At 56.4% G+C, this 23348-nt stretch carries 23 protein-coding genes and 24 tRNA genes; 44 read left to right on the top strand and 3 right to left on the bottom strand.

What is annotated here, in order from left to right; translation table 11 throughout:
• Positions 1–149: 149 nt before the first annotated feature.
• The 13 genes from TBK1r_RS21450 to TBK1r_RS21390 all read left to right on the top strand — a co-directional run bounded on the left by TBK1r_RS21450 (position 150) and on the right by TBK1r_RS21390 (position 12140).
• Complete coding sequence (locus tag TBK1r_RS21450) at positions 150–1529, top strand: phage portal protein (protein ID WP_419580242.1); 1380 nt, start codon at positions 150–152, stop codon at positions 1527–1529.
• Positions 1501–3519 (top strand): phage major capsid protein, encoded by a 2019-nt coding sequence (locus TBK1r_RS21445; RefSeq protein ID WP_145215169.1) that lies wholly within the window; start codon positions 1501–1503, stop codon positions 3517–3519. The genes TBK1r_RS21450 and TBK1r_RS21445 overlap by 29 nt, the downstream gene beginning before the upstream one ends.
• A gap of 52 nt (positions 3520–3571) precedes the next feature.
• On the top strand, positions 3572–3901 hold the full coding sequence (locus TBK1r_RS21440) for a DUF2190 family protein (RefSeq protein ID WP_145215166.1): 330 nt from the start codon (positions 3572–3574) through the stop codon (positions 3899–3901).
• 377 nt (positions 3902–4278) lie between these two features.
• Positions 4279–4884 carry a hypothetical protein gene (locus tag TBK1r_RS21435; RefSeq protein WP_145215163.1) on the top strand — a complete coding sequence of 202 codons (606 nt, stop codon included), beginning with the start codon at positions 4279–4281 and terminating at the stop codon, positions 4882–4884.
• Positions 4881–5873 (top strand): hypothetical protein, encoded by a 993-nt coding sequence (locus TBK1r_RS21430; protein WP_145215160.1) that lies wholly within the window; start codon positions 4881–4883, stop codon positions 5871–5873. The genes TBK1r_RS21435 and TBK1r_RS21430 overlap by 4 nt, the downstream gene beginning before the upstream one ends.
• 4 nt (positions 5874–5877) lie before the next feature.
• On the top strand, positions 5878–6159 hold the full coding sequence (locus TBK1r_RS21425; RefSeq protein WP_145215157.1) for a hypothetical protein: 282 nt from the start codon (positions 5878–5880) through the stop codon (positions 6157–6159).
• Entirely contained in the window at positions 6156–6539 is a 384-nt protein-coding gene (locus TBK1r_RS21420) for a hypothetical protein (RefSeq protein ID WP_145215154.1), read from the top strand. Before TBK1r_RS21425 ends, TBK1r_RS21420 begins: the two co-directional genes overlap by 4 nt.
• Positions 6536–6964, top strand: coding sequence for a hypothetical protein (locus TBK1r_RS21415; protein ID WP_145215151.1), 429 nt, complete (start codon positions 6536–6538; stop codon positions 6962–6964). The genes TBK1r_RS21420 and TBK1r_RS21415 overlap by 4 nt, the downstream gene beginning before the upstream one ends.
• Entirely contained in the window at positions 6961–7518 is a 558-nt protein-coding gene (locus tag TBK1r_RS21410) for a hypothetical protein (RefSeq protein WP_145215148.1), read from the top strand. The genes TBK1r_RS21415 and TBK1r_RS21410 overlap by 4 nt, the downstream gene beginning before the upstream one ends.
• A gap of 27 nt (positions 7519–7545) precedes the next feature.
• Positions 7546–7950 carry a hypothetical protein gene (locus TBK1r_RS21405; RefSeq protein WP_145215145.1) on the top strand — a complete coding sequence of 135 codons (405 nt, stop codon included), beginning with the start codon at positions 7546–7548 and terminating at the stop codon, positions 7948–7950.
• Between the two features lie 7 nt (positions 7951–7957).
• Entirely contained in the window at positions 7958–8461 is a 504-nt protein-coding gene (locus TBK1r_RS21400) for a hypothetical protein (RefSeq protein WP_145215142.1), read from the top strand.
• A gap of 541 nt (positions 8462–9002) precedes the next feature.
• Positions 9003–11339 (top strand): phage tail tape measure protein, encoded by a 2337-nt coding sequence (locus TBK1r_RS21395; RefSeq protein WP_145215139.1) that lies wholly within the window; start codon positions 9003–9005, stop codon positions 11337–11339.
• A gap of 9 nt (positions 11340–11348) precedes the next feature.
• The gene (locus TBK1r_RS21390; protein ID WP_145215136.1) at positions 11349–12140 is read left to right on the top strand and encodes a hypothetical protein; all 792 of its coding nucleotides are present in this window, start codon (positions 11349–11351) and stop codon (positions 12138–12140) included.
• 440 nt (positions 12141–12580) lie between these two features.
• On the opposite strand, the gene TBK1r_RS21385 is transcribed toward TBK1r_RS21390, so the two are convergent.
• The 3 genes from TBK1r_RS21385 to TBK1r_RS21370 all read right to left on the bottom strand — a co-directional run bounded on the left by TBK1r_RS21385 (position 12581) and on the right by TBK1r_RS21370 (position 15000).
• Positions 12581–12910 carry a hypothetical protein gene (locus TBK1r_RS21385; protein ID WP_145215133.1) on the bottom strand — a complete coding sequence of 110 codons (330 nt, stop codon included), beginning with the start codon at positions 12908–12910 and terminating at the stop codon, positions 12581–12583.
• A gap of 764 nt (positions 12911–13674) precedes the next feature.
• Entirely contained in the window at positions 13675–13989 is a 315-nt protein-coding gene (locus tag TBK1r_RS21375; protein ID WP_145215130.1) for a hypothetical protein, read from the bottom strand.
• Between the two features lie 525 nt (positions 13990–14514).
• Entirely contained in the window at positions 14515–15000 is a 486-nt protein-coding gene (locus tag TBK1r_RS21370; protein ID WP_145215127.1) for a hypothetical protein, read from the bottom strand.
• Between TBK1r_RS21370 and TBK1r_RS21365 the strand changes: the two genes are divergently transcribed.
• From TBK1r_RS21365 to TBK1r_RS21240, 31 genes are all read left to right on the top strand, one after another.
• Positions 14992–15546 carry a hypothetical protein gene (locus tag TBK1r_RS21365; protein WP_145215124.1) on the top strand — a complete coding sequence of 185 codons (555 nt, stop codon included), beginning with the start codon at positions 14992–14994 and terminating at the stop codon, positions 15544–15546. The two genes, TBK1r_RS21370 and TBK1r_RS21365, sit on opposite strands and share 9 nt — an antisense overlap.
• Positions 15434–16909, top strand: a complete 1476-nt coding sequence (locus tag TBK1r_RS21360) for a glycosyltransferase family 25 protein (protein ID WP_419580241.1) — start codon at positions 15434–15436, stop codon at positions 16907–16909. Before TBK1r_RS21365 ends, TBK1r_RS21360 begins: the two co-directional genes overlap by 113 nt.
• Positions 16910–16913: 4 nt before the next feature.
• On the top strand, positions 16914–17669 hold the full coding sequence (locus tag TBK1r_RS21355; RefSeq protein ID WP_145215121.1) for a glycosyltransferase family 2 protein: 756 nt from the start codon (positions 16914–16916) through the stop codon (positions 17667–17669).
• Positions 17662–18375 carry a glycosyltransferase gene (locus TBK1r_RS21350; RefSeq protein ID WP_145215118.1) on the top strand — a complete coding sequence of 238 codons (714 nt, stop codon included), beginning with the start codon at positions 17662–17664 and terminating at the stop codon, positions 18373–18375. Before TBK1r_RS21355 ends, TBK1r_RS21350 begins: the two co-directional genes overlap by 8 nt.
• On the top strand, positions 18372–19178 hold the full coding sequence (locus TBK1r_RS21345) for a radical SAM protein (protein ID WP_419580240.1): 807 nt from the start codon (positions 18372–18374) through the stop codon (positions 19176–19178). The genes TBK1r_RS21350 and TBK1r_RS21345 overlap by 4 nt, the downstream gene beginning before the upstream one ends.
• A gap of 82 nt (positions 19179–19260) precedes the next feature.
• Positions 19261–19488, top strand: coding sequence for a hypothetical protein (locus TBK1r_RS21340; protein ID WP_145215113.1), 228 nt, complete (start codon positions 19261–19263; stop codon positions 19486–19488).
• A 433-nt stretch (positions 19489–19921) separates the two neighbouring features.
• Positions 19922–19993, top strand: a tRNA-Phe gene (locus tag TBK1r_RS21335).
• Between the two features lie 58 nt (positions 19994–20051).
• Positions 20052–20152 (top strand) — tRNA-Pro (locus TBK1r_RS38910).
• A gap of 166 nt (positions 20153–20318) precedes the next feature.
• Positions 20319–20391 (top strand) — tRNA-Lys (locus TBK1r_RS21330).
• A 4-nt stretch (positions 20392–20395) separates the two neighbouring features.
• Positions 20396–20468: transfer RNA gene (locus TBK1r_RS21325), tRNA-Ile, on the top strand.
• A gap of 18 nt (positions 20469–20486) precedes the next feature.
• Positions 20487–20559 (top strand) — tRNA-Lys (locus TBK1r_RS21320).
• Positions 20560–20573: 14 nt separating this feature from the next.
• Positions 20574–20644 (top strand) — tRNA-Thr (locus tag TBK1r_RS21315).
• Between the two features lie 50 nt (positions 20645–20694).
• Positions 20695–20765 (top strand) — tRNA-Gly (locus TBK1r_RS21310).
• A 7-nt stretch (positions 20766–20772) separates the two neighbouring features.
• A tRNA-Pro gene (locus TBK1r_RS38905) sits at positions 20773–20846 on the top strand.
• A 16-nt stretch (positions 20847–20862) separates the two neighbouring features.
• Positions 20863–20934: transfer RNA gene (locus TBK1r_RS21305), tRNA-Asn, on the top strand.
• Between the two features lie 85 nt (positions 20935–21019).
• A tRNA-Gly gene (locus tag TBK1r_RS21300) sits at positions 21020–21091 on the top strand.
• Positions 21092–21200: 109 nt separating this feature from the next.
• A tRNA-Gln gene (locus TBK1r_RS21295) sits at positions 21201–21275 on the top strand.
• 84 nt (positions 21276–21359) lie between these two features.
• A tRNA-His gene (locus tag TBK1r_RS38900) sits at positions 21360–21435 on the top strand.
• Positions 21436–21449: 14 nt separating this feature from the next.
• Positions 21450–21522 (top strand) — tRNA-Asp (locus TBK1r_RS38895).
• A 114-nt stretch (positions 21523–21636) separates the two neighbouring features.
• A tRNA-Glu gene (locus TBK1r_RS21290) sits at positions 21637–21711 on the top strand.
• A gap of 21 nt (positions 21712–21732) precedes the next feature.
• A tRNA-Ser gene (locus TBK1r_RS38890) sits at positions 21733–21816 on the top strand.
• Positions 21817–21935: 119 nt separating this feature from the next.
• Positions 21936–22006: transfer RNA gene (locus TBK1r_RS21285), tRNA-Trp, on the top strand.
• Positions 22007–22025: 19 nt separating this feature from the next.
• A tRNA-Val gene (locus tag TBK1r_RS21280) sits at positions 22026–22097 on the top strand.
• 52 nt (positions 22098–22149) lie between these two features.
• Complete coding sequence (locus tag TBK1r_RS21275) at positions 22150–22419, top strand: hypothetical protein (RefSeq protein ID WP_419580239.1); 270 nt, start codon at positions 22150–22152, stop codon at positions 22417–22419.
• Between the two features lie 65 nt (positions 22420–22484).
• A tRNA-Leu gene (locus TBK1r_RS21270) sits at positions 22485–22558 on the top strand.
• Between the two features lie 26 nt (positions 22559–22584).
• A tRNA-Ala gene (locus TBK1r_RS21265) sits at positions 22585–22655 on the top strand.
• Between the two features lie 12 nt (positions 22656–22667).
• Positions 22668–22739: transfer RNA gene (locus TBK1r_RS21260), tRNA-Leu, on the top strand.
• Positions 22740–22751: 12 nt separating this feature from the next.
• Positions 22752–22825: transfer RNA gene (locus TBK1r_RS21255), tRNA-Leu, on the top strand.
• Positions 22826–22840: 15 nt separating this feature from the next.
• A tRNA-Leu gene (locus TBK1r_RS21250) sits at positions 22841–22924 on the top strand.
• A gap of 175 nt (positions 22925–23099) precedes the next feature.
• A tRNA-Leu gene (locus TBK1r_RS21245) sits at positions 23100–23175 on the top strand.
• Positions 23176–23190: 15 nt separating this feature from the next.
• Positions 23191–23263 (top strand) — tRNA-Val (locus TBK1r_RS21240).
• The last annotated feature ends 85 nt before the right edge of the window (positions 23264–23348 follow it).

Here is a 23348-nt window from a genome sequence, read left to right as displayed (position 1 = left end):
TGCCGGGGACGGCAATCAGGAATCCTACACGGATGTTTTTGGAAAAGCTTTTGTCAGGGATCATGGAGCAACGATGGCGAGGCGGACGGTCTGACCGTTCGCTTACGCGAGGACGCTCGCCCCGGCAGCCCTTTCAATTTCGTCGCTTGATGGGGCGTTACGATGCGGCCAACACGACGCTCGATAACATCAAACATTGGTCGCGTGCCGATGGGCTGTCGGCGGCGGCGGCCAACAGCCCCGACGTTCGCAAAACGCTCCGGAATCGATCGCGGTACGAGGTCGCCAACAACAGTTACGCTCGCGGAATCACGCTGACGCTTGCGAATGATGTCGTGGGGACCGGGCCACGATTGCAAATGTTGACGGCCGACCCAAATGCGAATCGGTTTGTTGAACAGGAATTTTTCTATTGGGCCGAATCGGTTGGCCTGGCGGAAAAGTTACGAACGATGCGACTCGCACGCGTTGCTGACGGCGAATCGTTCGGGTTGCTGACCAGCAATGAAAAAATCGAAGCGAGAGTTCAACTCGATGTGAGACTTGTTGAGGCCGATCAGGTCGCCTCGCCAACACTCGCCCTCGATCGGCAGCGATACATCGACGGAATTCAATTCGATCCAGATGGCAATCCGGTTAGTTACGACGTGCTTCGTGAGCATCCTGGGGATGTGGCGTTTTTGCGCGATGACGAACACGACACTATTCCGGCGAGTGCCGTTCTGCACTACTTCCGTTGCGATCGGCCGGGACAGATTCGGGGCATTCCTGACATCACGCCGGCACTCCCGCTTTTCGCACAGCTTCGTCGATTCACCTTGGCGGTGCTTGCTGCGGCCGAGACTGCCGCTGACTTCGCTGGCATCCTCTACACCGACGCTCCGGCCAACGGCGAAGCGGACGCCGCCGAACCTTTCGAGCCGATTGAACTTGAAAAACGAATGCTGTTGACCATGCCGGGTGGCTGGAAGATGGCTCAAATGCGAAGCGAGCAACCTTCGACAACGTATGCCGAATTCAAAAAAGAGATTCTCAATGAGATTGCTCGTTGCTTGAACATGCCGTTCAACGTCGCCGCCGGGAATTCATCGGGCTACAACTACGCGTCGGGTCGGCTCGATCATCAAACCTACTTCAAATCGATCCGCGTCGAGCAATCGCAACTTGGCCGCGTTGTTCTGGATCGCATTCTGCACGCCTGGCTACGCGAAGCGATTCTGATCGAAGGCTATCTGCCCAACTCGCTTCGCGCACTCGATTCAACTTTTGAGCACCAGTGGTTTTGGGATGGGCACGAACATGTCGACCCAGCCAAGGAAGCCAACGCCCAGAAGATCCGCCTCGCCAATCATACGACTACCCTGGCCAATGAATTTGCTCGGCAGGGTCGTGACTGGGAGGCGGAACTAAAACAACGAGCCAAGGAATTGGCTTTGATGCGAGAGCTGGGCTTACCGGCTGATTCTGATGCTCACTCCTCAACTGACACCGAGGTCACGGATGACGAAGACGTCCAACAAGCCGCTTGAAGCGGAAGCCGAATGGGTACCAAGCAGCTTGCGTATCGTCTGTGATGACGCTGCAACGATTCGACTGGCCGCGACGGAGACGCCGGAAGAAGGCAAGCCGACGTTGCGCAAGTTTTCGATGACTGCGTACACCGGCGGTGCTATGCGACTTGGCGGTTGGCCCCATCCCGTGGTGGTTGATCTCGCTGGCATGCGAGTGACTCGCAAATCAAGACCGATCTTGAAAGACCATGATCGCTGCAGCATCGTCGGTCACACCGATGACATCGCGATCACCGACAAATCCCTTGAGGTCGCCGGTGTGATTTCGGGTGTCGGTGCAACCGCGCAGGAAGTGATCGCCACGAGCGAGAACGGATTTCCATGGCAAGCGTCGCTGGGGGCGAGTGCCGACAAGGTCGTGTTCATCCCGGACGGCAAATTCGCCAAAGCCAACGGCCGCGAGTTCCAGGGCCCCGTTTACGTTGCTCGGAAATCGACGCTCGGTGAAGTCAGCTTCGTTGCCTTGGGTGCCGACGACGACACCGAAGCTCGCGTTGCCGCCGGCCGGACCGATGATACGGACGATCCAGATGACGATCTAGACGATACCGAAGTCCTCGAACCGGTAAACGCCAGTTTGAACATGAGCACCGCACCGAAACCCAAGCTGAAACCCAAACGTACACCGGTCGACGACATGCGTGCTGATGCCGCAGCGGAGTCACGGCGGATCGCCGGAATTCGCAAGGTTTGTGACAACAAGCACGCTGGAATCGAAGCCGACGCGATCGAACAGGGATGGAGTGTCACCAAGACGGAGCTTGCCGTGTTACGAAGCGAACGACCAAAGGCTCCGGAGCAGTCCGGAAATAGGCCTACTTACACTCGCGACATCCTAGAAGCAGCGGCCTGCCTGTCCGTCGGCATCGAAGAAAAGACGCTGCTGGCCAGCTACGGAGAGCGAACCCTAGAGGCCGCCGATCCGATTCGGCATATCGGCTTGCGTGAACTGGTCGCCGAGTGCGCACGACTTGAAGGCATCGATGTGCCACGAGTCTTTGGTGATGGCACGGCAACGATCCGAGCCGGTTTCTCATCGATGAGTTTGCCTGGCATTCTCGAAAACGTCATGAATAAGACGTTGTTGGCGGCTTATGCGAACACGCCAATCGCCGCGTTTGATCTGTGTAGCGTAGGGACGGTGTCGGACTTCAAGGAAGTGTCGCGGTACCGACTGCTTGGTACCGGCGGGTTCGAGCAAGTCGCTCCCGACGGTGAACTGAAGCACGGTAAGTTGTCCGAGCAGAAGTACAGCAACAAGGCTGATACCTACGGTCAGATTCTGATGCTGACGCGTCACGACATCATCAACGATGACTTGTCGGCGTTCATGGACATCCCACGTCAGATGGGCCGCTCAGGTGCGGAGTCGATCGACGACCTGTTCTTCACGCTGCTATTGAAAAACACGCCAGCCTTCTTCAGCGCCGGTAACAGCAACCTGTTGACTGGAGCCGATACCGCCTTCGGTCCGGACAGCCTGACCGAGGCCAAGACGACCTTCCGCAAGCAGAAAGCCGGCCCCGGCGGCAAACCGAAGGACCAGAAGCCAATCAACATCCGGCCCGAGTACCTGGTCGTGCCAGTGGAACTGGAAACCGAGGCCGAACTGTTGATGGGCAGCGCTCAGTTGATGATCGACGCTCAGGGTTCACCGACCAAGATTCCGGTCGACAATCCGCACCGCAACAAGTACCGCATCATCAGCACGCCGCACCTATCGGATTCGTATTACACCGGATCGAGTGGCAAGGCGTGGTATCTGTTTGCGAATCCGAACGTACTGCCGGCATTTGAAATCGTATTCCTCAACGGTCGCCGGACACCGGTGATCGAGCGAGTCGAAATGCCGCCGAACATGCTGGGGATGGGTTTCCGCAGCTACATCGACTTCGGCGTCAACTCTCAGGATCACCGCGCGGCAGTGAAAGTAACTGGCGAAGTGTAATCTTGTTCGCCGCTGATCCGTCCAATTTGTTTACCTGAAAACGGAACCACACATGTCCTCCGCAGATTTCATTCAAGAAGGCGCCGCCATCGACTACACGCCGACCGAAGACTTGGTTGCCGGTTCGGTGGTCGTTCAAGGCGACCTGGTTGGGATCACGAAGCACGACATCAAAGCGAACAAGCTTGGTTCGATTGCGGTCGAGGGGGTCTTCGACGTCGTCAAAGATCCGGCCGCGTCGATCTCCTCGGGCGCAAAGGTCTACTGGGACGCGACCAACTCACAGGCCGTCACGACGGCTACCGGCAACAAGTTGCTTGGCAAAGCAGTCGCAGCGGCGGGAGCCAATACCACGACCGTTCGCGCGCGACTAAGCCAATGACGTATCGAAGGTGTGATGAATGGTGGCTTCGATCAGCCAAGTCACTGCCGATCGGGCCAAAGCAATCGAAAAGCTTGTGCTCGAAGATGGCACAACAAGCCAGTGGCTGCACGCCGCAACCTTCGAGACATGTTTCTGCATCGCCGTCCGAAGTGAACACGCCTCGTGGAAGATCGAAGGGCTCCTACCAGACCAGCAAGTCGTAACGCTCTCCCACTACCGTAGAACATCAAGCGGCAGCCGAGTCTTTAAGACTGGCACACCGCGATACATCACCAAGAATGTGATGTGTGGACTCCCGATCCGATTTATATCGTCCGTCCCTCAACCTGATCCTTCGATTTGGGTCGTTTTCAAAAGTTAGGATTCGCCAGGACATGAATGTGAGATTGCGAGCGGGGTTGGCCGTTTGCTTAATTTCGATTTCGCTGGTTGGTTGCACACCGCAACCCGAGCGTGCGCGGCGATTACCGTCGCCGCCGTCCGAGCAACCGGCCGCCAACTTGCCAGTGCGATTGCATCAGCGCAATTGGACGGGGCGGCTCAATCAGGGCAGTTGTGTCCACGCATCGTTGGTCAACCACTTGCGTTGGCTCAACGAATACGAACTTGGCGAGCGTTGGCGAGAGACCTACAGCGACGGCGAATGGGACTCGCGATTACGGAACCGGCTCGATGCCGCCGGTATCGACTACAGCTACACGGTCAAGGCGGATCCGCGTTTTCTCGATTGGGCCACCGCAACACGTCGAGGCGCGATCCTTTGGTGGAAACCAGCTCACTGCTGCACGTTCGTCGGCTGGGTCAATCGCGATGGTCGACAGTACGCCGCGATCCTGGACAACAACTACCCAGGCCGCTTTGAGCTGACGCCTCGTGAACAGTTCGTTCGCTTGTGGGCCGGCTACGGAGGTTTCGCGTTGTCGGTTTTTAACGACCCGGCCAGTTCACTGCCCTATCGCAGTTATGAGGTAATTCAATGAACGAGAACGTGCGCATTCGATTTAGTATTGGGTTACTGGCCGCAGCGGTCATTCATGCCGTGTTGCTGGTCGTGCTGTTTGAGACGGTCCATACGCCGATTCATCCTCCGGCAAGGAACCCGACGTGGAATCCGCCGAATTACGATCCTGGCGTTCCTTCCGTCTCGCGAATTGAAAAACTCAGCGAACCTCAGGATGTGAATTTGCAGGCGCAGGGGGAGCTGAAACAGCAAGGCACCACGATCTGCCCTCCCGTATGTCTACCCAATCGTATTGTGCGGCCAACGGTCGTGTCTCCGTCTCGCGTAGTGCCGGCGGTCACGACTCCGTCCGTTCCCGTAATCATTCCATCCAACAGCGTGCCGCTGGCTGCGCCGAAACCGCAACCTCCCAAGAAGAAGTACCAGATCGCGCTATTCGTTGGTAGAGATGCGAAGAGTCAACAGTTGCTGGATTGGTTCAACCGCGACCGGCAATTGCGAAAGCTTCGCGATGCGTGCGAGTTCCAGGTTTATACGGAAAGCAACGCACTGTATCGAACACGCTTTGCCCAAATCGTACCGGCCGATCAGTTCCCAGTTGTGCTATTTCAAGATAGCACCGGGGGTCATGTTCATGCCGCTGGTCGAACGATGATTCCGACAACGCCCGATGAGCTGTATGCCGATCTGAAACACGGCTACGAGCTCTATCAACAAACTCGGCAGGCTCAAAAGACTGGTGCCTTGAAAGCTCGCGGTTATTCGTGGGACGAGGCAATCTCGCCAACGATGTATCTGGCCCCCGAAGACTGCCCTGACGGTTACTGTCCTGTCGAACCGAACGACACCTGGCGACCTGGTGATCGGGTCCGCGATCTGTTGTTCGACGAGGTTCGCGACAACCGCAACGCGCTCCTTTGGGCTTCGGCCGGCGAACTGGCAACGATTGCGATGATCGGCGTTGCCGTGTTCTTACTCGGTTTCATCATGATCAAGAGAGGATTCTGAAAATATGTTCCTAGGAATCGCAACCGTCGTCGTATTGGTTCTGCTGGCTGTCCTCGTGCTGCCATCGAAGAAGCGTGACGCGGACACTAAACAAACCAGCAACACGATTCTCCCGTTTCAGTCTCCCGAACGATCGCAGAATCTCCGCGAGCAGCAGGTGCAAGAAGAAGCGGAAGCGATCGCGAGTGAATATCAACGCCGCGCGGACGAAGCGTGGCTGGAAGAGCTGAGCGTGAAAGCATCGGCGTTACTGAAATCACCGGCCAAGGCGACGCGAAAAGCATGACCGATATGTTGCGGAACGGCCAATCGTGGCTCGCGCAAAAGCTGAAAACGCATGCCTCGCGATTGGTGGTGTACCAGCGAAACGATGTTGAAGCAGAACTACCGGCAACCATCGGCAGATCGACTTACGAACAGGATGACGGCGAGGGCGTCATCACCCGCAGCCAAGTTCGCGACTTCCTGATCGACACCAGCGACCTTTTGTTGTCCGCGATAGGATCGCTACCACGTCGTGGCGATCGCATCTCGGAGACCGACGGAGACACCACGTTCATCTTTGAAGTGATGTCACTCGGTGGTGATCCGCCCTGGCGTTACAGCGACCCCTTCCGTTTGAAAATTCGGATTCACACCAAACAGATTGATACGATCCCAGCATGACGACGATTCTGCAGATTGCCGATAGCGTGACCGCCGAGTTGAACGCCGCGGAGCTATCGCAAACGATCGATGCTGAGCGGCTCTATGTCCCCAACTTCGATTTGGAGGACATGAAAGAACTCCGCGTCAGTGTCGTGCCGCGCGAGGTTGAGTTCCTACCGATGGATCGTTCGCAGAATCGTTACCACGGCAAGATCGACATCGCCGTCCAGAAGAAGTTCAAAGACGGTGACAACGCTGAGATCGATCCGCTAGTCGGCCTGGTCGAGGAGATCGCAGATGTGTTCCGCATGAAGCGACTCGGTTCGCTCGTCGCCGCCCGTTGTATCCATGTGGAGAACAGCGTGTTGTATTGCAACGAACATTGGGAACAACTCCGGCAATTCACCAGCCTTCTGACATTGACTTTCGAGTTGGCCAAGTGATCGGCATCAAGACCACCACCCGATTCAACACATCCACCCTCAAACGCAAAACCGACCAAGCCAGCTTTCGATCTCTCGGGCATGCCGGCGCAGCGGTCCGACTGACCGCCCGCCGCAGTATCCGCCGACGCAAGAAACCGTCACGCCCTGGATCACCACCCCACACACAAACTGGCCGACTCAAACGATCGATCCGCTACGAAGCCAATAAGTCGATACCTGATGTGGTCATCGGTCCGGTCAACGAGATCGCTGGCCGGCTTTGGCATTTGCACGAGCACGGTGGCATCGCGAAAAAACGAAAGCGGCTGAAGCGGCATCGTTTCCGCGCCGGCGAGTTTGGACCGGTGCGAGTCAAACAGCCCGGCAAGTTCGCACGTGCCCAACTGCAAACCGCCGCTCAAGCAAACCGAGCCACACGACTGATCGAACAAGAAAACCAGCGTCGCGGCGCGATCCGGCCACCCCGCTACCCAAAACGACCATTCATGCGACCTGCTCTCGATGCCAACCGATCGAGGCTGCCGAAGTTCTGGCGAGACTCGGTGAGGTGACGTTCCACACGAAGGGATTCTTGAATCATGCCAGAAGTCAAACTTGGGCTCGATGCGACGCTGACGATCGACGGCGCGGAGATCAAGAACTGCAAGGACTTGACGGTCACGCTCGAGAAAGCGGAAGCCGATGCATCGACGCGCGATAACAACGGCTGGCGAGCGACGGTAGGCACACTGAAAGACGCGTCCATCGAGTTCACCGTACTCAACAAGGACGGTGACACGTCGTTCGCGCTGCTGCAAGGACTGTTCATGTCAGGCGATCCATGCAACGTCAGCATCAGTGATGCCGGTGGATCATTGGCACTTTCGTGCGAAGTCATGCAGTTCAACGTGAATCAGAACCTTGAAGAAGTGATCTCCGCCGACGTGACGCTCAAGCCTACACAATCAGCGAGCGGCACCGGATTGAACGTGCCAGGCCCATAGGTAATCAATGATGCAAAAATTCGTTGACCGCAAGTCTAATGTTTGGGTCGTTGATATCGACTCGACAACCTTGCGACGTGTGAAGGCGATCGCAGGTGTGAATCTGCTGGAGTTTGTTGAAGGTGATTTGGTCGAACGACTGAGTCATGACTTCCTGTTACTGGGAGACATTCTCTATGCGGTCTGTAAGCCACAAGCCGACCAGCAAGGGATCAGCGACGAGGAGTTCGGGCAAGGGCTGGCCGGCGATGTGATCTCCGATGCAACAGCGGCGTTGTTGGAAGGATTGGTCGCGTTCTTCCCGGAGCCCCGACGCCGTCTGCTGCAAACAGCGGCGGCGAAATATCAAAGCGTTCAAACCAAGGCGATGGAGCTGGTGCAGATGAAGCTGAACAGTCCGGACCTGGAGGAAGAGATTCTCGACAAGTTGCGAAGCGAGTTGGATCAGGTGACATCGAACGGCTCATCGACCGTCTCGCCGGAGTCGTTGGAGTCGACCCCGGACCACTGACACTTCGACAGTTGGTGCGGATGGCGGAAGCCCGGCGCGAACACGATTGGAGTATCGCCAGCAGCCAGATGGCGATGCTGGCTGAAATTCATCGTGATCGTCGGCGGAGACGCCGACCGTTCGCGCCCGCTGAATTCAATCCGCTAAGGCAAAGGACTTCGAGGCCCATTCCAGCGACGGTGAGCCAAGTCGCAAGCATTCTCGGGAGACCACTGAAACGCAGCAGCAATAGTGAAAGTTGACATCGAACCTATCGCCGCTTGTTTGCGAGTCTGGTGCAGCAGCAACTCGGGATACGGCGATCCTTACGACTGGTCCGCAACCTGCCGGTGGATAGACCGCGAGACGATAGAAGTCATTGGCGTTGATAAACCGGTTACCAAAGCGATGTGCCACGCGATTCGTGATGCCGCATCGAAGTTGGGTGTCCGGACGATTGGTTTCACAAGGATCCGCGACGGAAAGAAACGAAAGTTCTGGTTCACAACGACCAACGGCAAAAATTGGTCGATCATCACTCAGCGCCAGTGAAACCTAGCCCATGTCACAAGTTAAAGCAGGAGCCGCCTACGTCGAATTGACGACGAGGAATTCAAAGTTCCTCAAAGGCTTGGCTGCAGCAAAGAAGCGACTGCAGGACTTCGGCGCATCCACACGAATGCTTGGGCGACAGATGTTCGCGGTCGGCGCTGCCGCTACGGCACCGATTGCCGCCAGCATGACGGTCTTCACGTCGTTCGACGATGCCATGCGCGGCGTGCAAGCGATCACGCAAGCATCCACCGCCGAATTCGAGAAGCTACGCGACAAGGCGAAACAACTGGGCGCTACCACCAGTTTTTCCGCGACGCAGGTTGCATCGTTGATGACTGAGCTTGGTCGCGCCGGTTTCAAGCCCGACCAGATCATTGATATGACCGCTGCGGTGATGAATCTGGCCCGCGCGACCGGTACCGATGCAACGCTCGCCTCGGGCATCATGGCGGCAACGATTCGGCAATTTGGAATGGAAGCCGGTGAAGCCGCGCGAGTCGCTGACGGTTTGACCGCTGCAGCCAACAAGAGCTTTAACAGCGTCGAATCACTGGGTGAAGCACTCAAGTACGCCGGCCCGGTCGCAGCGGACGCCAACATGAGTCTGGAAGAAACACTGGCGATCCTCGGCTCGCTCGGCAATATGGGCATCCAGGGGAGCTCCGCTGGTTCCGCACTGCGTCGGTTACTGACGCTCAGTGCGGCCGAGTCTGAAAAGTTCCAGCAGGTCTTCGGCGTGGCGACGAATGATATCAAAGGTAACGCCCGCTCGTTGGTCGACGTGCTAGGCGAAGTTGCCGCGGCGACGAGCAACCTCGGTTCTGGCGAAAAAGCAGCGAAGTTTAATGAAGTGTTCGGCTTGCTGGGAATCACGGCGGCCAGCGCGATCGGCAAATCAGTCGCCGACACAAGGACACTCTACAAGGAACTGCAAGCAGCGGGCGGTGTCGCGGAAGAGACCGCTACCCAAATGGAGTCGGGGATCGGCGGTTCGTTTCGCATTCTGAAGAGTTCGCTTGAAGGCGTAGCAATCGCGATTGGAGAGTCGATCAATGAACCACTGAAAAAGATGACGCAAGCGGCTTCGGGAGCGTTATCGGGACTGATCAAGTGGATCGAGCAAAACCAGGAACTGGTGCGGGTTGCGGCCAAAGTCGCCCTTGCTGTGATGGCGGCCGGCGCGGCGTTATTCGGAATCGGCGCGGCCCTGAGTGCTGCGGGGATCGCGGTGGGAGGTTTGGCAACCTTGTTCAGTGTGGTTACCGGCGCGATCACCGTGGTCGGAAGTTTATTGAGTGCACTTCTTTCACCGTTGGGCCTTGTCTTAGCCGGCATCGTGGGACTCGGCGCCTACTTGGTGTACTCAACCGACATCGGATCCCAAGCTCTCAGCTGGCTCGGCCAGAAGTTCGCGGCGCTCAAAAGCACCGCAACCAAAGCCTTCGGAGCGATCGGGAAGGCACTCGCCGCGGGCGATATCGGCGCTGCAGCCAAAATACTCTGGCTGACCCTCAAGATGGAATGGCTCAAAGGGACGCGCACGCTGAAAGCCTACTGGATCGGATTCAAAGATTCGATGCTATCGACGGCCAATGCCATGATCTACGGAACCGCAGCAATCATCAGCGATGGCTGGGCTTCGATTGAAGTCGCATGGACGGAGACCATCGGCTTTCTTGCCGATGCCTGGTCGCTATTCACAGGTACGCTGACAAAGACTTGGCACAGTACGGTTGGATTCATCAAGAAAGCGTGGGTCCGACTCAAGGGATTATTCTCCGATGACATCGATGTTGATGCGGAGGTCAAGCGGATCGATAACGATACGGACGCCAAAAACAAGTCTGCAACGAAGCAGATGCTCGAATCGATTGGCGATCGTGATCGTGAACGAAAAGCCCGCCGCGCGGAGATCGAACAGAATCGTCAAGGTCGCGGCGACGCGCTCGATCAGATGCAGGCCGCCGAGGAAGATCAGCGGACGACACAGTTCAATCGCGACTTGTCACAGGCCCAAGCCGATCTGCAACAGGCACGAAGCGAATGGCAAGACGCCATTGCTGCGGTGAACCAACCCGATGAGCAAAAGGACGAATCGCAATCGTCGCCAACGTCTGACTACTCACTGCCCGAAATCAAGGCGGCATTGGCATCAAGCGGGAAGGCACTGGGCGATCTTCAAACGAACGTTGAAACCAAGGGTGGGTTCAATGCGTTTGCATTGGCGGGACTTGGTGCCGACAGCCTTTCTCAACGCACCGCCAAAGCGACCGAACAGGTCGTCGCCAACACAAAAGTTCTCGTCGAACAGGCTAAGCGTGGCCGACTCGTCTTCACGGAGTAAGCGGTCACGATGCCAATCACAATTGACGAAACGTATCGAAGCCGAGAAGGGACGGAGGGTGACAACCCGACGGCCGAGCTGCGGTTTGTTATCCAAGGCACGAACGATGACCTCGTCGTGCGGGGTTTGTTGGAGGCGTCATCACCTTCGGTTTACCTGGGCCTGCGCCGCACGGAATATGCCTTCGAGCCACTCGGTGGTGACGTTTGGGACTGCAGTGTTCACTACGCAGAGAAAGAAGAGCCGCAATTCACGTTCGATACCGGCGGCGGTACTCAACACATCACTCAAAGCCGATCGACCGTCGGCATCTATCCTGCCCCAGGTGAAATCGCCCCGACATTCCAAGGTGCAATCGGTGTCAACGATGACCAAGTGGCCGGCACCGACGTCACGATCCCCGTTTACAACTTCACTGAAACGCATTTCATCGATGATGATCTCGTTACGCCGGCTTACAAGGCGAACCTGTTTCTGCTTACGGGTCGTGTGAATGGCGACGCCTTCAAGGGATTCGCAAAGGGCGAAGTGCTGTTTCTTGGCGCTAGCGGGACCAAGCGAGGCAAGGACGACTGGGAAATCACGTTTCGGTTCGCTGCCAGCCCGAACATCCAGAACCTGTCGCTCGGCAGCATTACCGGAATCAACAAAGAGGGCTGGCATTATCTGTGGGTGCGATTCGCCGACGATGAAGACACGGCTGCGCATACACTGATCAAAAAGCCGGTTGCTGCGTACGTCGAGCTGGTCTATCCGTATGGCAACTTCTCGCTCCTCGGACTTGACGAGGCGCCAGCGTGAGCGGAGATAAGTTTGCCAAAACACAACCCGGTCGCCCGCTGGAGATTCCTGCGCCGACCTGGAACGCCATGGTCGATGCGGCTCGAGCGCATTCCCAGCACCAGCACGACCAGGAATCCGACAGCGACATCCCGTTTCGCCAGGGGGACATTGTCAAAGTCCGCAATCAGAGCGGCAAAGACCTGAATCAGTTTGGTGTGCTCGGACTCAGCACACCGATCATTGATCCCGCTGTCAAACTTCGCGAATTCAAAAACCAGGTCGCACTGAATGGTGTGACGCCATCCGAGGATCACGCTGGTCAGTTCTGCGTTCTGCTCGATCCGCTTCGTAAAGATCGCATCGGTCGCAGTTGGGTCAGCGGTGCCTGTCCCGCCAGGATCAATGTCGACGAAGACTGGCACACTTATGCGGACATCGATGAAGGCGATACGACTTCACTAAAGACGAAACCGGCCGGCGGCGCCCAAATCATTTGGCGAGAGCCAGGTCTCGGGCTGAAGTGGGCGGTAATTCGTTTGTCGAATGCGCATCGCACGCACTACTTGGCCAAGGTTCCCGCTCATGGCATCCCCGCTCGATCCGGCACACGGACCGGCGAGGCCGAGTGTGAATTGCACACGATCGACGAGAATGGTGACATCGAATCGGTGCTTCGGCCCGGTGGCGAAACGGTACTCATCACCGTGCGACATCACTCTCTGCAACCAATCCGCCGGCCCATCGATCCGGAAGAACCGCAGTTCCTGGGCGTTGCGTTCGACGGGCACGAGTCTTGGATTCTCGAACCGCCGAAACAGACGTTACTTTGCAAACCTGGCCGACGAATCAAATCCAAGTCGTGGGGATCGGCCAGGGAACTTCGGTTCGTCGATGGCAGCTGGCTTCCGGTGGGTACGATCGTCTCGGTTTACAACGTTTGCGACTACGCGCTCTTGCCGACCCAGCAGATCGTTTGTCACTTTCACGAGGACACCAGCGCGTACCTGACAATCGGATGCCGTTGTTGCGATGGCAGCAGCTCCAGCTCTTCATCAAGCTCCAGTAGTAGTTCCAGCTCTAGCAGTAGTGGGTCCAGCAGCAGTTCGGATTCAAGTAGCAGCTCCGATTCGTCATCATCCAGCAGCAGCGGATCGAGTTCGAGTTCCGACTCGAGCAGCAGCTCCAGCTCATCAGATTCATCTTCGTCGTCCAGCAGTTCCTCGTCTTCGATCTCGTCGTCTAGCAGCAGTTCTATCAGCGTTAGCAGTAGTTCACCCAGCAGTAGCTCGTCGAGCTCAAGCAGTTCATCGGATAGCTCATCGAGCAGCTCTTCGGGCAGTTCGAGTTCTTCGTCATCATCGAGTTCCAGCCAGAGCAGCTCTTCTTCGCCGTCATCAAGTAGTGGTTCATCGTCGAGCAGCAGCGAGTCGAGTTCGAGTTCCGTCAGTAGTTCACCATCGTCTAGTTCAGAAAGTGAATCATCGAAGTCATCATCGCATGATTCATCGAGCGTGAGCTCGAGCGTCTCCAGCTCCAGCTCCGACAGCAGTTCTCAGTCCTCATCTAATTCATCGTCATCTGATAGCGAATCATCAACAAGCCTCTCGATAAGCAGCAGCTCGTCCGTTGAAAGTTCCTCAGGTCCATCATCAAGCAGCCAGAGCAGCGATTCGTCTAGCAGTGACAGCAGTGGATCGAGTGATTCAAGTGAATCTTCCGAATCACGAAGCGTCTCGAGCTCCATTAGCGTCAGCGTTTCGAGCGAATCGGACTCGAGCAGCTCGGAATCGAGCGGTTCGTCATCGGGTAGTTCGTCGGCGCCATCCAGTTCCAGCGGATCCGAATTGTCAAGTCGGTCGGTATCCATTTCATCGTCAAGTTCACAAAGCGTCGTGTCGGCTTCGGCGAGCGATTCCTCCAGTTCCGAAAGCGATTCGTCTGATTCATCCGGATCGAGCAGCGAATCTCAATCAAGCGAATCAGAGTCAAGCTCCGATCGTTCCGAGTCATCGCATAGCCACAGCGCGTCGGGCAGCAGCGATTCGAGCGCATCCGAATCGAGTCAATCCTCCGAGTCCATTGACTCGGAATCGAGCCGATCCGATTCAAGCGATTCTCTATCCAGTGGGTCGCGATCATCGCAGTCGCAGAGCAGTGGATCCGACGTTTCAAGCAGCGATTCTGGTTCCAGCGACACAAGTGACTCCAGCGCGAGCGACAGCGGTTCCAGCGTTTCACAATCCGAAAGCTCTGGCTCCGACTCCGGTAGTGATTCTCAAAGCACGTCGATCAGTGGCTCGGCAAGCGAGTCAAAAAGTACAAGCAAGAGCGAATCGAGTGATTCAGGTTCGACAAGCGAGTCAGGCTCGCAATCCGGAAGCGCATCGGAAAGTCAATCAGACAGCGACTCCGATAGTGAATCCACGAGTACCTCAAAAAGCACTTCAAAAAGCACTTCCGCAAGCGAGTCAACAAGCGACTCGCTGAGCGCATCGGAAAGCATCTCCGATAGCGAAAGCGTTAGCGGCAGCCGTCCCAGCGTCAGCAGTGAGCCGAGTGCGAGCTCTGACCACTCCGGAAGTCCGAGCGGCTCGGTTAGTGAAAGCGAATCGACCAGCGACTCCATTAGCGATTCGCGATCCGCGAGCGACAGCACATCCGACAGCGACTCCATCAGCGATAGCCGTCCGTCCATTTCCAGCACCTCCAATCCACCAAGCGAACCGCCACCCAGCAGTTCTGGCAGCGACTGCACAAGCACATGGATTTGGTCATGCGGCTGGGAACTGCTCGACAGCACCTGTAGCGATCCTGGCGACCCGCCGAGTGGATCCGGAGCGTTCGACGGTGCCGTGATGGAGAGCGTCGCATGATCCATTGCCCTCACCTGACGAACAACAACCGCTGCGAAGTCGCGACGCAGATCGCCGAGTGCAACGTGCGAGCGTCCGCCGCCGCATGCGAGGCCTGCCAAAGCGACGACAACCCGCAAGCAGTCAACGTCGTCACGATCGGCATGGCAATCGTCCATCGCAAACGACTTAAGAAACCAACCAGCCAGCTCCAACGCGTCCTCGAAAATTACCTACCCGAAATTGAGCCAGCCACCACGTTCAAGATCAGCGCGTATCGTCCCGGCCCTGGAAGCGAGCTGAAGAAGATGCTCGCCTGGTTCGCTCGCCCCAGCGAATCGTGCAATTGCGAAACCCGGGCCGACACGATGAACGATTGGGGCGCCGACGGTTGTCGTCAAAACCTCGACACGATCGTCGAGTGGTTAATGGAAGAAGCCGAGCAAAGAGGAATGCCCCATGGCAAGTTCACCCGAGTCGTCGCCAAGTCTCTCGTCGCCACCGCCATCCGTCGCTACGAACGCAAATTCCCCGACGGTCCACCCGAGCCAGACGACGAAGAAGATCGTTAGTCGCTTTCCGGTCGAGCGATGCTTTCTCATCAACCTCGATCGCCGCGAAGACCGCCTGCGCGAATGGATGCAGCAACTGCCGCAGCCCTGGCCGCTGCCCGAACCCGAACGATTCGCCGCGATCGACGGCCGACGCGTGGCAACGCCGCCGCAATGGCGAGCGGGCAACGGAGCGTGGGGATGCTATCGGTCGCATTTGCTGATCCTTGAAAAGTGCTTGCTCGAAGGAATCGACTCGTACGTTGTCTTTGAAGACGACGCGGGATTCAGAGAAGGCTTTGTCGAACGATTCAACCAGTTCGTCAGTGAACTCCCCGAAGACTGGGGGCTCGCCTATCTCGGCGGCCAGCATCTTTACGCGGGCAAACATCCGCCGGCCAAAGTCGATGAGCATGTCTACCGTCCGTACAACGTCAACCGAACGCACGCCTTCATGGTACGCGGGCGACCGGCGATGAAAACACTGTACCGACATCTGACATGGAGCAACTGGCATCAGAAGCATCACATCGACCATCACCTCGGCCGGTTGATTCAGCGTCGTTACCAGGCACTGGTCCAAGGCAAGAACGTCGAAAAGGAATCCATTGCGGTTTACGTGCCCGGTCGTTGGATGGTCGGGCAACTGCCAACGAAATCAAATATCTGCGGACGAAAGTGGAGTCAAACACGATTCTTTAACGACGCCAAGAACGCCGACCACGCTGACTCGCCATTTTTCGCAGTCCTCGGCCCACATCGCGCAGGCACTTCCTGCGTCGCGATGGTAATGCATCACCTGGGTGTGCACATGGGAAACGAACTCGGTGGCTACGAGGCGACTGGAGGCGGCGAAGCCGTTGGTCTCGCGCAGCTGTGCGAGAAAGCGATGAAGTTCCCCGCTGTCGATCCAACAATGGGTGACGCACAGCTTACCAAGCAACTGAAGTCCTGGATCGTATCGAGAAAGGCCGAAGCCAACCGTGACAAGACGGTGGCGGGCGGCAAGTACCCGCATCTGTGTCGATTCGCGGAGCACCTGTATGCCGGCATCGGTAATTCCTTGCGAGTCATCGCCGTCGATCGTCCCATCGAAGCCTCCATCAAGTCGCTGCAAGACCGCAGCAACCGGCACCGCGGTCAATGGTTCTCCGGAACGGATGACGAGTGCGAAAAGTTGCAGCGATCGTTGCTCGCACATCGCGAGCAGTTTCTCGAAGAACACCCCGACGTGCCCGTTCTGCGAGTTGACTTCGCCGAACTCGTGACCGCGCCGGAGAACGTCATCTTGCAACTGATCGACTTTCTGGGAATTGAACCGACCGAGGAAGAGGTCGAGTCGGCAATCAATCATGTCAATCCTGACCTCCGGAAGTTTGGGTGATGCTATGACAAAACAGTTCCCTCTTGCAGACATCACGTTCTGCATCAAGACGATTCATCGCCCCTGGGCATGCCAACGGCTGGTCGAATCGTTGCGTAAACATTTCGACAACCCGCGAATCGTCGTTGTTGACGATGGTCGTACCGAACTCCGATTCTCATTGAAGTATCCGAAGACCGCCGCACATTGCCACGTGATCGATCTCGACAAACACGATGTCGGTGTGGGCGTCGGACGCAATACGGCCATCGACGCGGCCGAGACCGAATTGATCTTCTTGCTAGACGACGATCACGTCATTACTTCCGAACTGCATTTGGATCGTGTCCTTGAGCGGTTCAACGAACATGAACTCGACATTCTCGGAGTACGCCAGGGCGGAGGCGGGCGGCCACTGCTGTTCAGCCCCTTGATGAATGGCAAACGGATTTGGATGCACCGCGGTGAACATCAACGTGTCGGTCCGCTGGCTTGGTGCGACATGTCAAGCAACGCGTTCCTGGCTCGCCGTGACACGATTGCTCGCGTCCGATGGGACGACGCGATCAAGACGTACGAGCATTGGGAGTTTTTCTACCGCGCCAGTCATCTGGAGCACTTGGCGATCGCGGTTGCGGAAGATTGCATGGTTGTCCACGCCCACGTTGGAGCGAAACCCTACGGCGATCTTCGCTGCCGCCCGAAATTCCGCGCGTTGGGACTGCGCAAACACGGCTTCCATTCAATGCGATATCCGGGAGGAGGGATCGTCCATGCGTGATCAAGTAACTTTCTGCATCAAAACGATCCACCGCCCGCAGTGCTGCGCCGCGCTCGTTCGCAGCATTCACGAACACTACGGCGACCAGCGGCCAACGATTCATGTCCTCGACGATGGCAAGCCGGAACTTCGATTCTCGGCAAACTGCCCCGGCGAAGCGGCGATGGTCGATCGATTGATCGAGACGGAATACGACATCGGCTTGTCCGCTGGCCGAAATCGCCTGCTTGAGTTTGGCGACTCGTCGATTGTGGTTTTCACCGACGACGACCATCTGGTCACTGATAAGACACGACTCCCTGAACTGGTTGCCAAGCTCAACAAGCATCACGACCTCGATCTCTTGGCCGGCCTGAGCAACAACGATGAGCGTCCCAGACTGCTGCGCGTCAAAGGGCGCAAGCTTCATATTCCATTTGGCCACTACCAAAAGCGAGGATCGATTTGCTGGTGCCATTACGTTGGCAATTGCTTCGTGGCTTACAGAGACGTCCTGCAAGCGATCCGCTGGGACGAATCACTCAAGGTCGAAGAACACTGGGATTTCTTTTGGCGAGCCAAGATCGCCGGCATGAACGTCGCGGTTGATTTGCAACACTCATTCAAGCATGAGCACGTCGATCCACCGGGCTACAAGCGTCGTCGTCCCGAGTTCCTGAAAGCGGGACTCGAAAAACACGGATTGGAAAAGGTGATATGGCGATGATCGAGATTCCGGCTTTGGAGTATCACCTCGCGCACGGATGTAATCTGTCGTGTCAGCAGTGCAGCCACTACAGCAACTTCCGCCTCGCCGGCGCGATGCCCACACCCGCGGAGGCTCGCGGCGAATACGAGTCGTGGGCGCATCGGCTCCGCCCCCGTCGTTTCGCACTGCTCGGTGGCGAGCCGTTGCTCAATCCGAATCTTATCGAGCACTTGCATCTCGCACGTGAGTACTGGCCGACGTCCAATTTGATGCTTGTCACCAACGGATTCTTCTTTGACCGGCATTCGGAGCTACCGCAAACGCTAATCGACACCGATTGCCGACTCGAAGTCAGCCAACACGGCACGCACCCGGCTTACCTCGAACGTTTCCGAAAAGCGAAACAAACTGTCTGGAAATGGCGAGAATACTATACCGGCATCCAGATCAAGATTCGACAATCGCATCGCGGCTGGATGAGGCAATACCGCATCGAGAACGGAAAACCGGCGCCGTTCAACTCAAATCCCAACGCATCATATAAAGTCTGCATGCAAAAGACTTGCACCCAGCTTTATCGAGGCCTGCTTTGGAAATGCCCAGCGCTGGCCTACTTCGCACAGCTCGAATCCAAGTTGAATATGCAAGACATCGCAGCATGGCAACTGTTCCGCGACTACAAGGCATGCCGATGGGATGCAACCGACGGCGAACTCCAATCATTCGTCGACTCGAAAGCGATTCCGCAATGCAGCCTGTGCCCAAGCAAACGAACTGCGTTCAATCATCCTAATCCGACGAAGCAGAGCGTCCTGCAGTGACGCACTACTTGCATGACGCTCGTCGATAATCAAAACTTCTGCTCGGCATACATATCCACTTCCAAGAGCAGGAGCACACGTCATGGCAAAGAAGAAAGCAAAGAAAGCGACGAAGAAGAAGGCATTAACCCTTAACGACATCTACGACCAGGTCTCGCGTAAGGCGGATACTCAAGGCGTGAAGATCAACGTCGCCGAAACCAAGCGAGTTCTCGCCTGCTTCTTTGATGTGCTCGAAGACTACAAAGCGGCCGATGCATTTGATTTCGTTGCGAAAGGCCTGAAGCGCGCCGGCGGCCGTCGCCGATAGTCCGCGGCGAATGCGATGTTGCGAAAAATCAACACAGGCGTTCTCAAGCTGCAATTCGCGAGTACTTTGAAAAAAACTGTGCGTTCAGGGGAATAGAATCGCGGGCTCGCGCATCGTAGTTATGTTCGAGCGAGTTTTTTCGCGAACCCTCATGCAGGTTTTGCGTCTTACCCTCTGAACACGACAATTCAACGCCTCACAAGCGAGCAGAAAGTTCCATGTTATCGAAATTCCAATCCAGTCGACTCGAACAAATATGCGAAGGCAATCTCTTCGGCGGGACACCGTCGAATAATGATGCCCCCGCGTATCGTTTGCGCATGTGACGTCTGCTTCTCTCGAAGCGCCTTTCATCAAGGCCCGATGTCACGCAGACATCGGGCCTTTTTTCGTGCCCACATTGAACGGGCGACACCAAAAACAAACCCAACATGGGCTGGTAGCTGAGACGGTCTAGCGGCGGTCTGAAGAACCGCAGACGAGGATTCGAGCGCCTCCCGGCCCACTGACAAGGAAAATATGCGCCGACAGCAACCGCCTCGGCGATTGAAGCAACACAACATCGGATACAGGTGCAGATGGAAGCACGCCTGCTTTGGGAGCAGGAGACTGCGTTCATCTGTGGGTCGCTCCGCGACGGGCGGTTCGACTCCGAGGTGTCCGACTCTTGAATCACAACATGGTAGTCGAGGGCTGGTCGCCCAAATCCGCCTGATACGCGGGTCGCGCTGAGTTCGATCCTCGGGGCTACCACTTGACGACAACGACACGAAAGAGAAACCGACATGCTTCTTGCACTGCGATTGAAACGCATACGCCCGACCAATCATGGGGTTGTGGTGTAACAGGCAGCATGACGGACTTTTAATCCGCTCGGTGTGGGTTCGATTCCCTCCGGCCCTACTTGCGGCGCGTGGCTCAGTGGTAAGAGCGGCGTCCTTATAAGACGAGGGTTGAAGGTTCAATTCCTTCCGCGCCGATCGAACAACGAACAATTTGGGATTGTGGCAGACAAGGTAATGCATCGGTCTCTTAAACCGAACGATGTGAGTTCGATTCTCACCGGTCCCACTGAAACGACACAAGCACTGATGGTCTAACGGCAAGACTCCTCCGTCGTAACGAGGTGATGCGGGTTCGATTCCGGCTCGGTGCTCTTGATGCTTCGGCATCTTTGATCTTTGACAATTTGGTAGTGATGCATTTGCGCCCATGGTGTAGTGGTAACCCATCTGCTTGCCATGCAGAAAATGCGAGTTCGATTCTCGCTGGGCGCTTGCAAATCAGGATGTGGGAAAGTCTGGCACTCCGCGTGTTCCGGAAACACGAGATCGCTGGTTCAAATCCAGCCATCCTGACTTGATGAGATAACAATCCGGTGTGGCCCAATGGTAAGGCGGCTCCCTGTTAAGGAGACGAGTGAAGGTTCGAGTCCTTCCGCCGGAGCTTCGCGAAGTTTGAAGGGTGAAGCGAGAAGTGTGGAATAGCTCGCTTCGTTTCACACTTCGCCCTTCAAACTTCCGCACAAATCGTGTCCTTGGCCGAGCGGCAAAGGTGCTGGGCTTCCAACTCAGATAGGCGGGTTCGACTCCCGCAGGACACTCTTTCATCGGGAAAACTCTCTCCGGCGCGTAGTCGCGACGTGGGCCTTTGAAGCCCGCAGATCGGGTTCAATTCCCGGACGGAGTGCTTTTGATGATTTGATTTAAAACGCCGGAGTAGCAGTTGCTGGTCGCTGCACCTCGCTCTGAACGAGGAGTTCATTGGTTCGATTCCAGTCTCCGGCGCTGTTTTTTTTCGGGTATAGCTTGGAGTAAGCGGTGTGGTTTGGGACCACGCATGGACAGTGTGCGACTCACTGATACCCGACTGTGGCTAGATCTGGTGTTGGTTTCCAGAGACTCACTGTGAATGAGTTTGTCGCCGGTTCAATTCCGGTTAGTCACCTCGCGAACATTTTCGGTGGCAAGTTCCTCTGGGAAGGAAGCTTGATTGTCTATCAAGTCGCTGCGGGTTCGACTCCCGTTGCCATCGCTTTGCAAACGCCGCATTCGACTACTGGCTAGGTCGGCTGCTTCTCAGGCAGCAGGAAGGAGATCGAAACTCCTATGCGGTACTCGGTCAGCGACGAAGCTGGCCAACAAAAACGGCGTGGTAGATTCTGATGGCAGAATTGCCTGGTTTTCATCCAGGAGTCCGCGGGTTCGATTCCCGCTCACGTCACTGCGTTATTGAACGCGTTACGGAAGTCACCCGGCCGGATGAGGACACTGTCTTGAAAACAGCTGCGGCTAATCACCGTTGTGGGTTCGAGTCCCACGGCTTCCGCTTATTCGATTGATACATGGGAGCGTTTCCACACGGGAGGTTGTAACCCTTCTGCCTTTAATTGTGTGGTAGCCGGCGAGAGGTGCGATTCCTTGCGTTCCCACTTTGAAAACACATACACGTCTCTGGTGTAACGGTAGCACTGCTGATTCCAAACCAGTTAGTCAGGGTTCAAATCCTTGGGGACGTGCTCTTCGGATCGACAGCATGGTCCTGTGGTCCAACGGCTACGACACCTGTTTTACACGCAGGAAACGATGGTTCGATTCCATCCGGGACTACTTCGGCCTTCGCAAACAATGATTGTTCTTACCAACTGACAAGGAGACGACGATGACCAGAAACGTGAAGTACGCGCAATGTGCGATGAGACGCATCGTCGCTGGTGCTAGTGTCGTCACAACTTCGTATATCCCGACGCAATTCGCGAAAGTCGGTCGAGTACTGAAGCTGAAAGATGGTGATGACCGCTGGGTCGATGGCTGGGTTGTCGAAACGGTCGGCGACGTGATCGTCGAAGGCGACAGTGTTCCGGACTACCGCAAGGCAATCCGAAACCACCGCAAGTCAACGGGCGACAGCACGCCGCGACTCCGAGCATAACACGTTGGCAGCCAAAGGAAGGGCGTGAACAAATCGCGTCCTTCCCACGGCAGCCAATACACGACGCCTAGATACGCCAATCGGCAGAGCGGTCCGGCTTAAACCCGGATGTTTGCAGGTTCGATTCCTGCTCTGGGCACTTTTGCAACGTTAACGAAACAACATGGGGCGCTCGTCCAACGGGAAGACGTCTGTTTTGCACGCAGAAAATCGGGGTTCGATTCCCCGGTGCTCCACTTTTCGCAAACGCTGAGGTAGGCCAACGGCGAGCCGCTTGTCTTAGGAACAAGTGCTTGCGGGTTCGACTCCCGCCCTCAGTACTCAATCAACATGCTGTGGTACGCAAACCGGCAAAGCGGCGAATTTCAAACGTTCGTGTTTGAGGGTTCGACTCCCTCCCGCAGTACTTCGATTCAGATACAGCCAAGTGGTGGAACTGGTAGACACGCGACACTCAGAATGTCGTGCCCACAGCGGCGTGCGAGTTCAACTCTCGCCTTGGCTACTTCAACATTGCAGGTGCGACAGGTGTCCAACTGACCGTCATAAGGTCGGTGTGCTCGGCTCGATACCGAGACCTGCAACTTTCAATGCAAACAACAACGCGGATGGGCCAGTGCTCAGCCAGGCCTCATAAGCCAGGACCGCCGGGTGCGACCCCCGGATCCGCTACTTACGAAGGTCGAGTACGCAAACAGGCAAAGCGGCAAGCATGAGAGGCTTGTGATTTTGCAGGTTCGACTCCTGTCTCGACTACTTCAATCCAAACATGATCGCGTGGTCCAGCGGCTAAGACGCCTGCGTGACAAGCAGGAGACCGATGGTTCGACTCCATCCGTGATCACTGAAATAGAACGGTCTGTAAGTGTTGCGGCAGCACGCGTCTGTGGTATGGACGAAGACCGGGTTCAATTCCCGGACGGACCTCT

The organism is Stieleria magnilauensis (assembly GCA_007753675.1).
Lineage (GTDB): Bacteria > Planctomycetota > Planctomycetia > Pirellulales > Pirellulaceae > Stieleria > Stieleria magnilauensis.
Note: the sequence above shows the minus strand (reverse complement) of the source record. Positions and strands in the feature narration are given on the sequence as shown.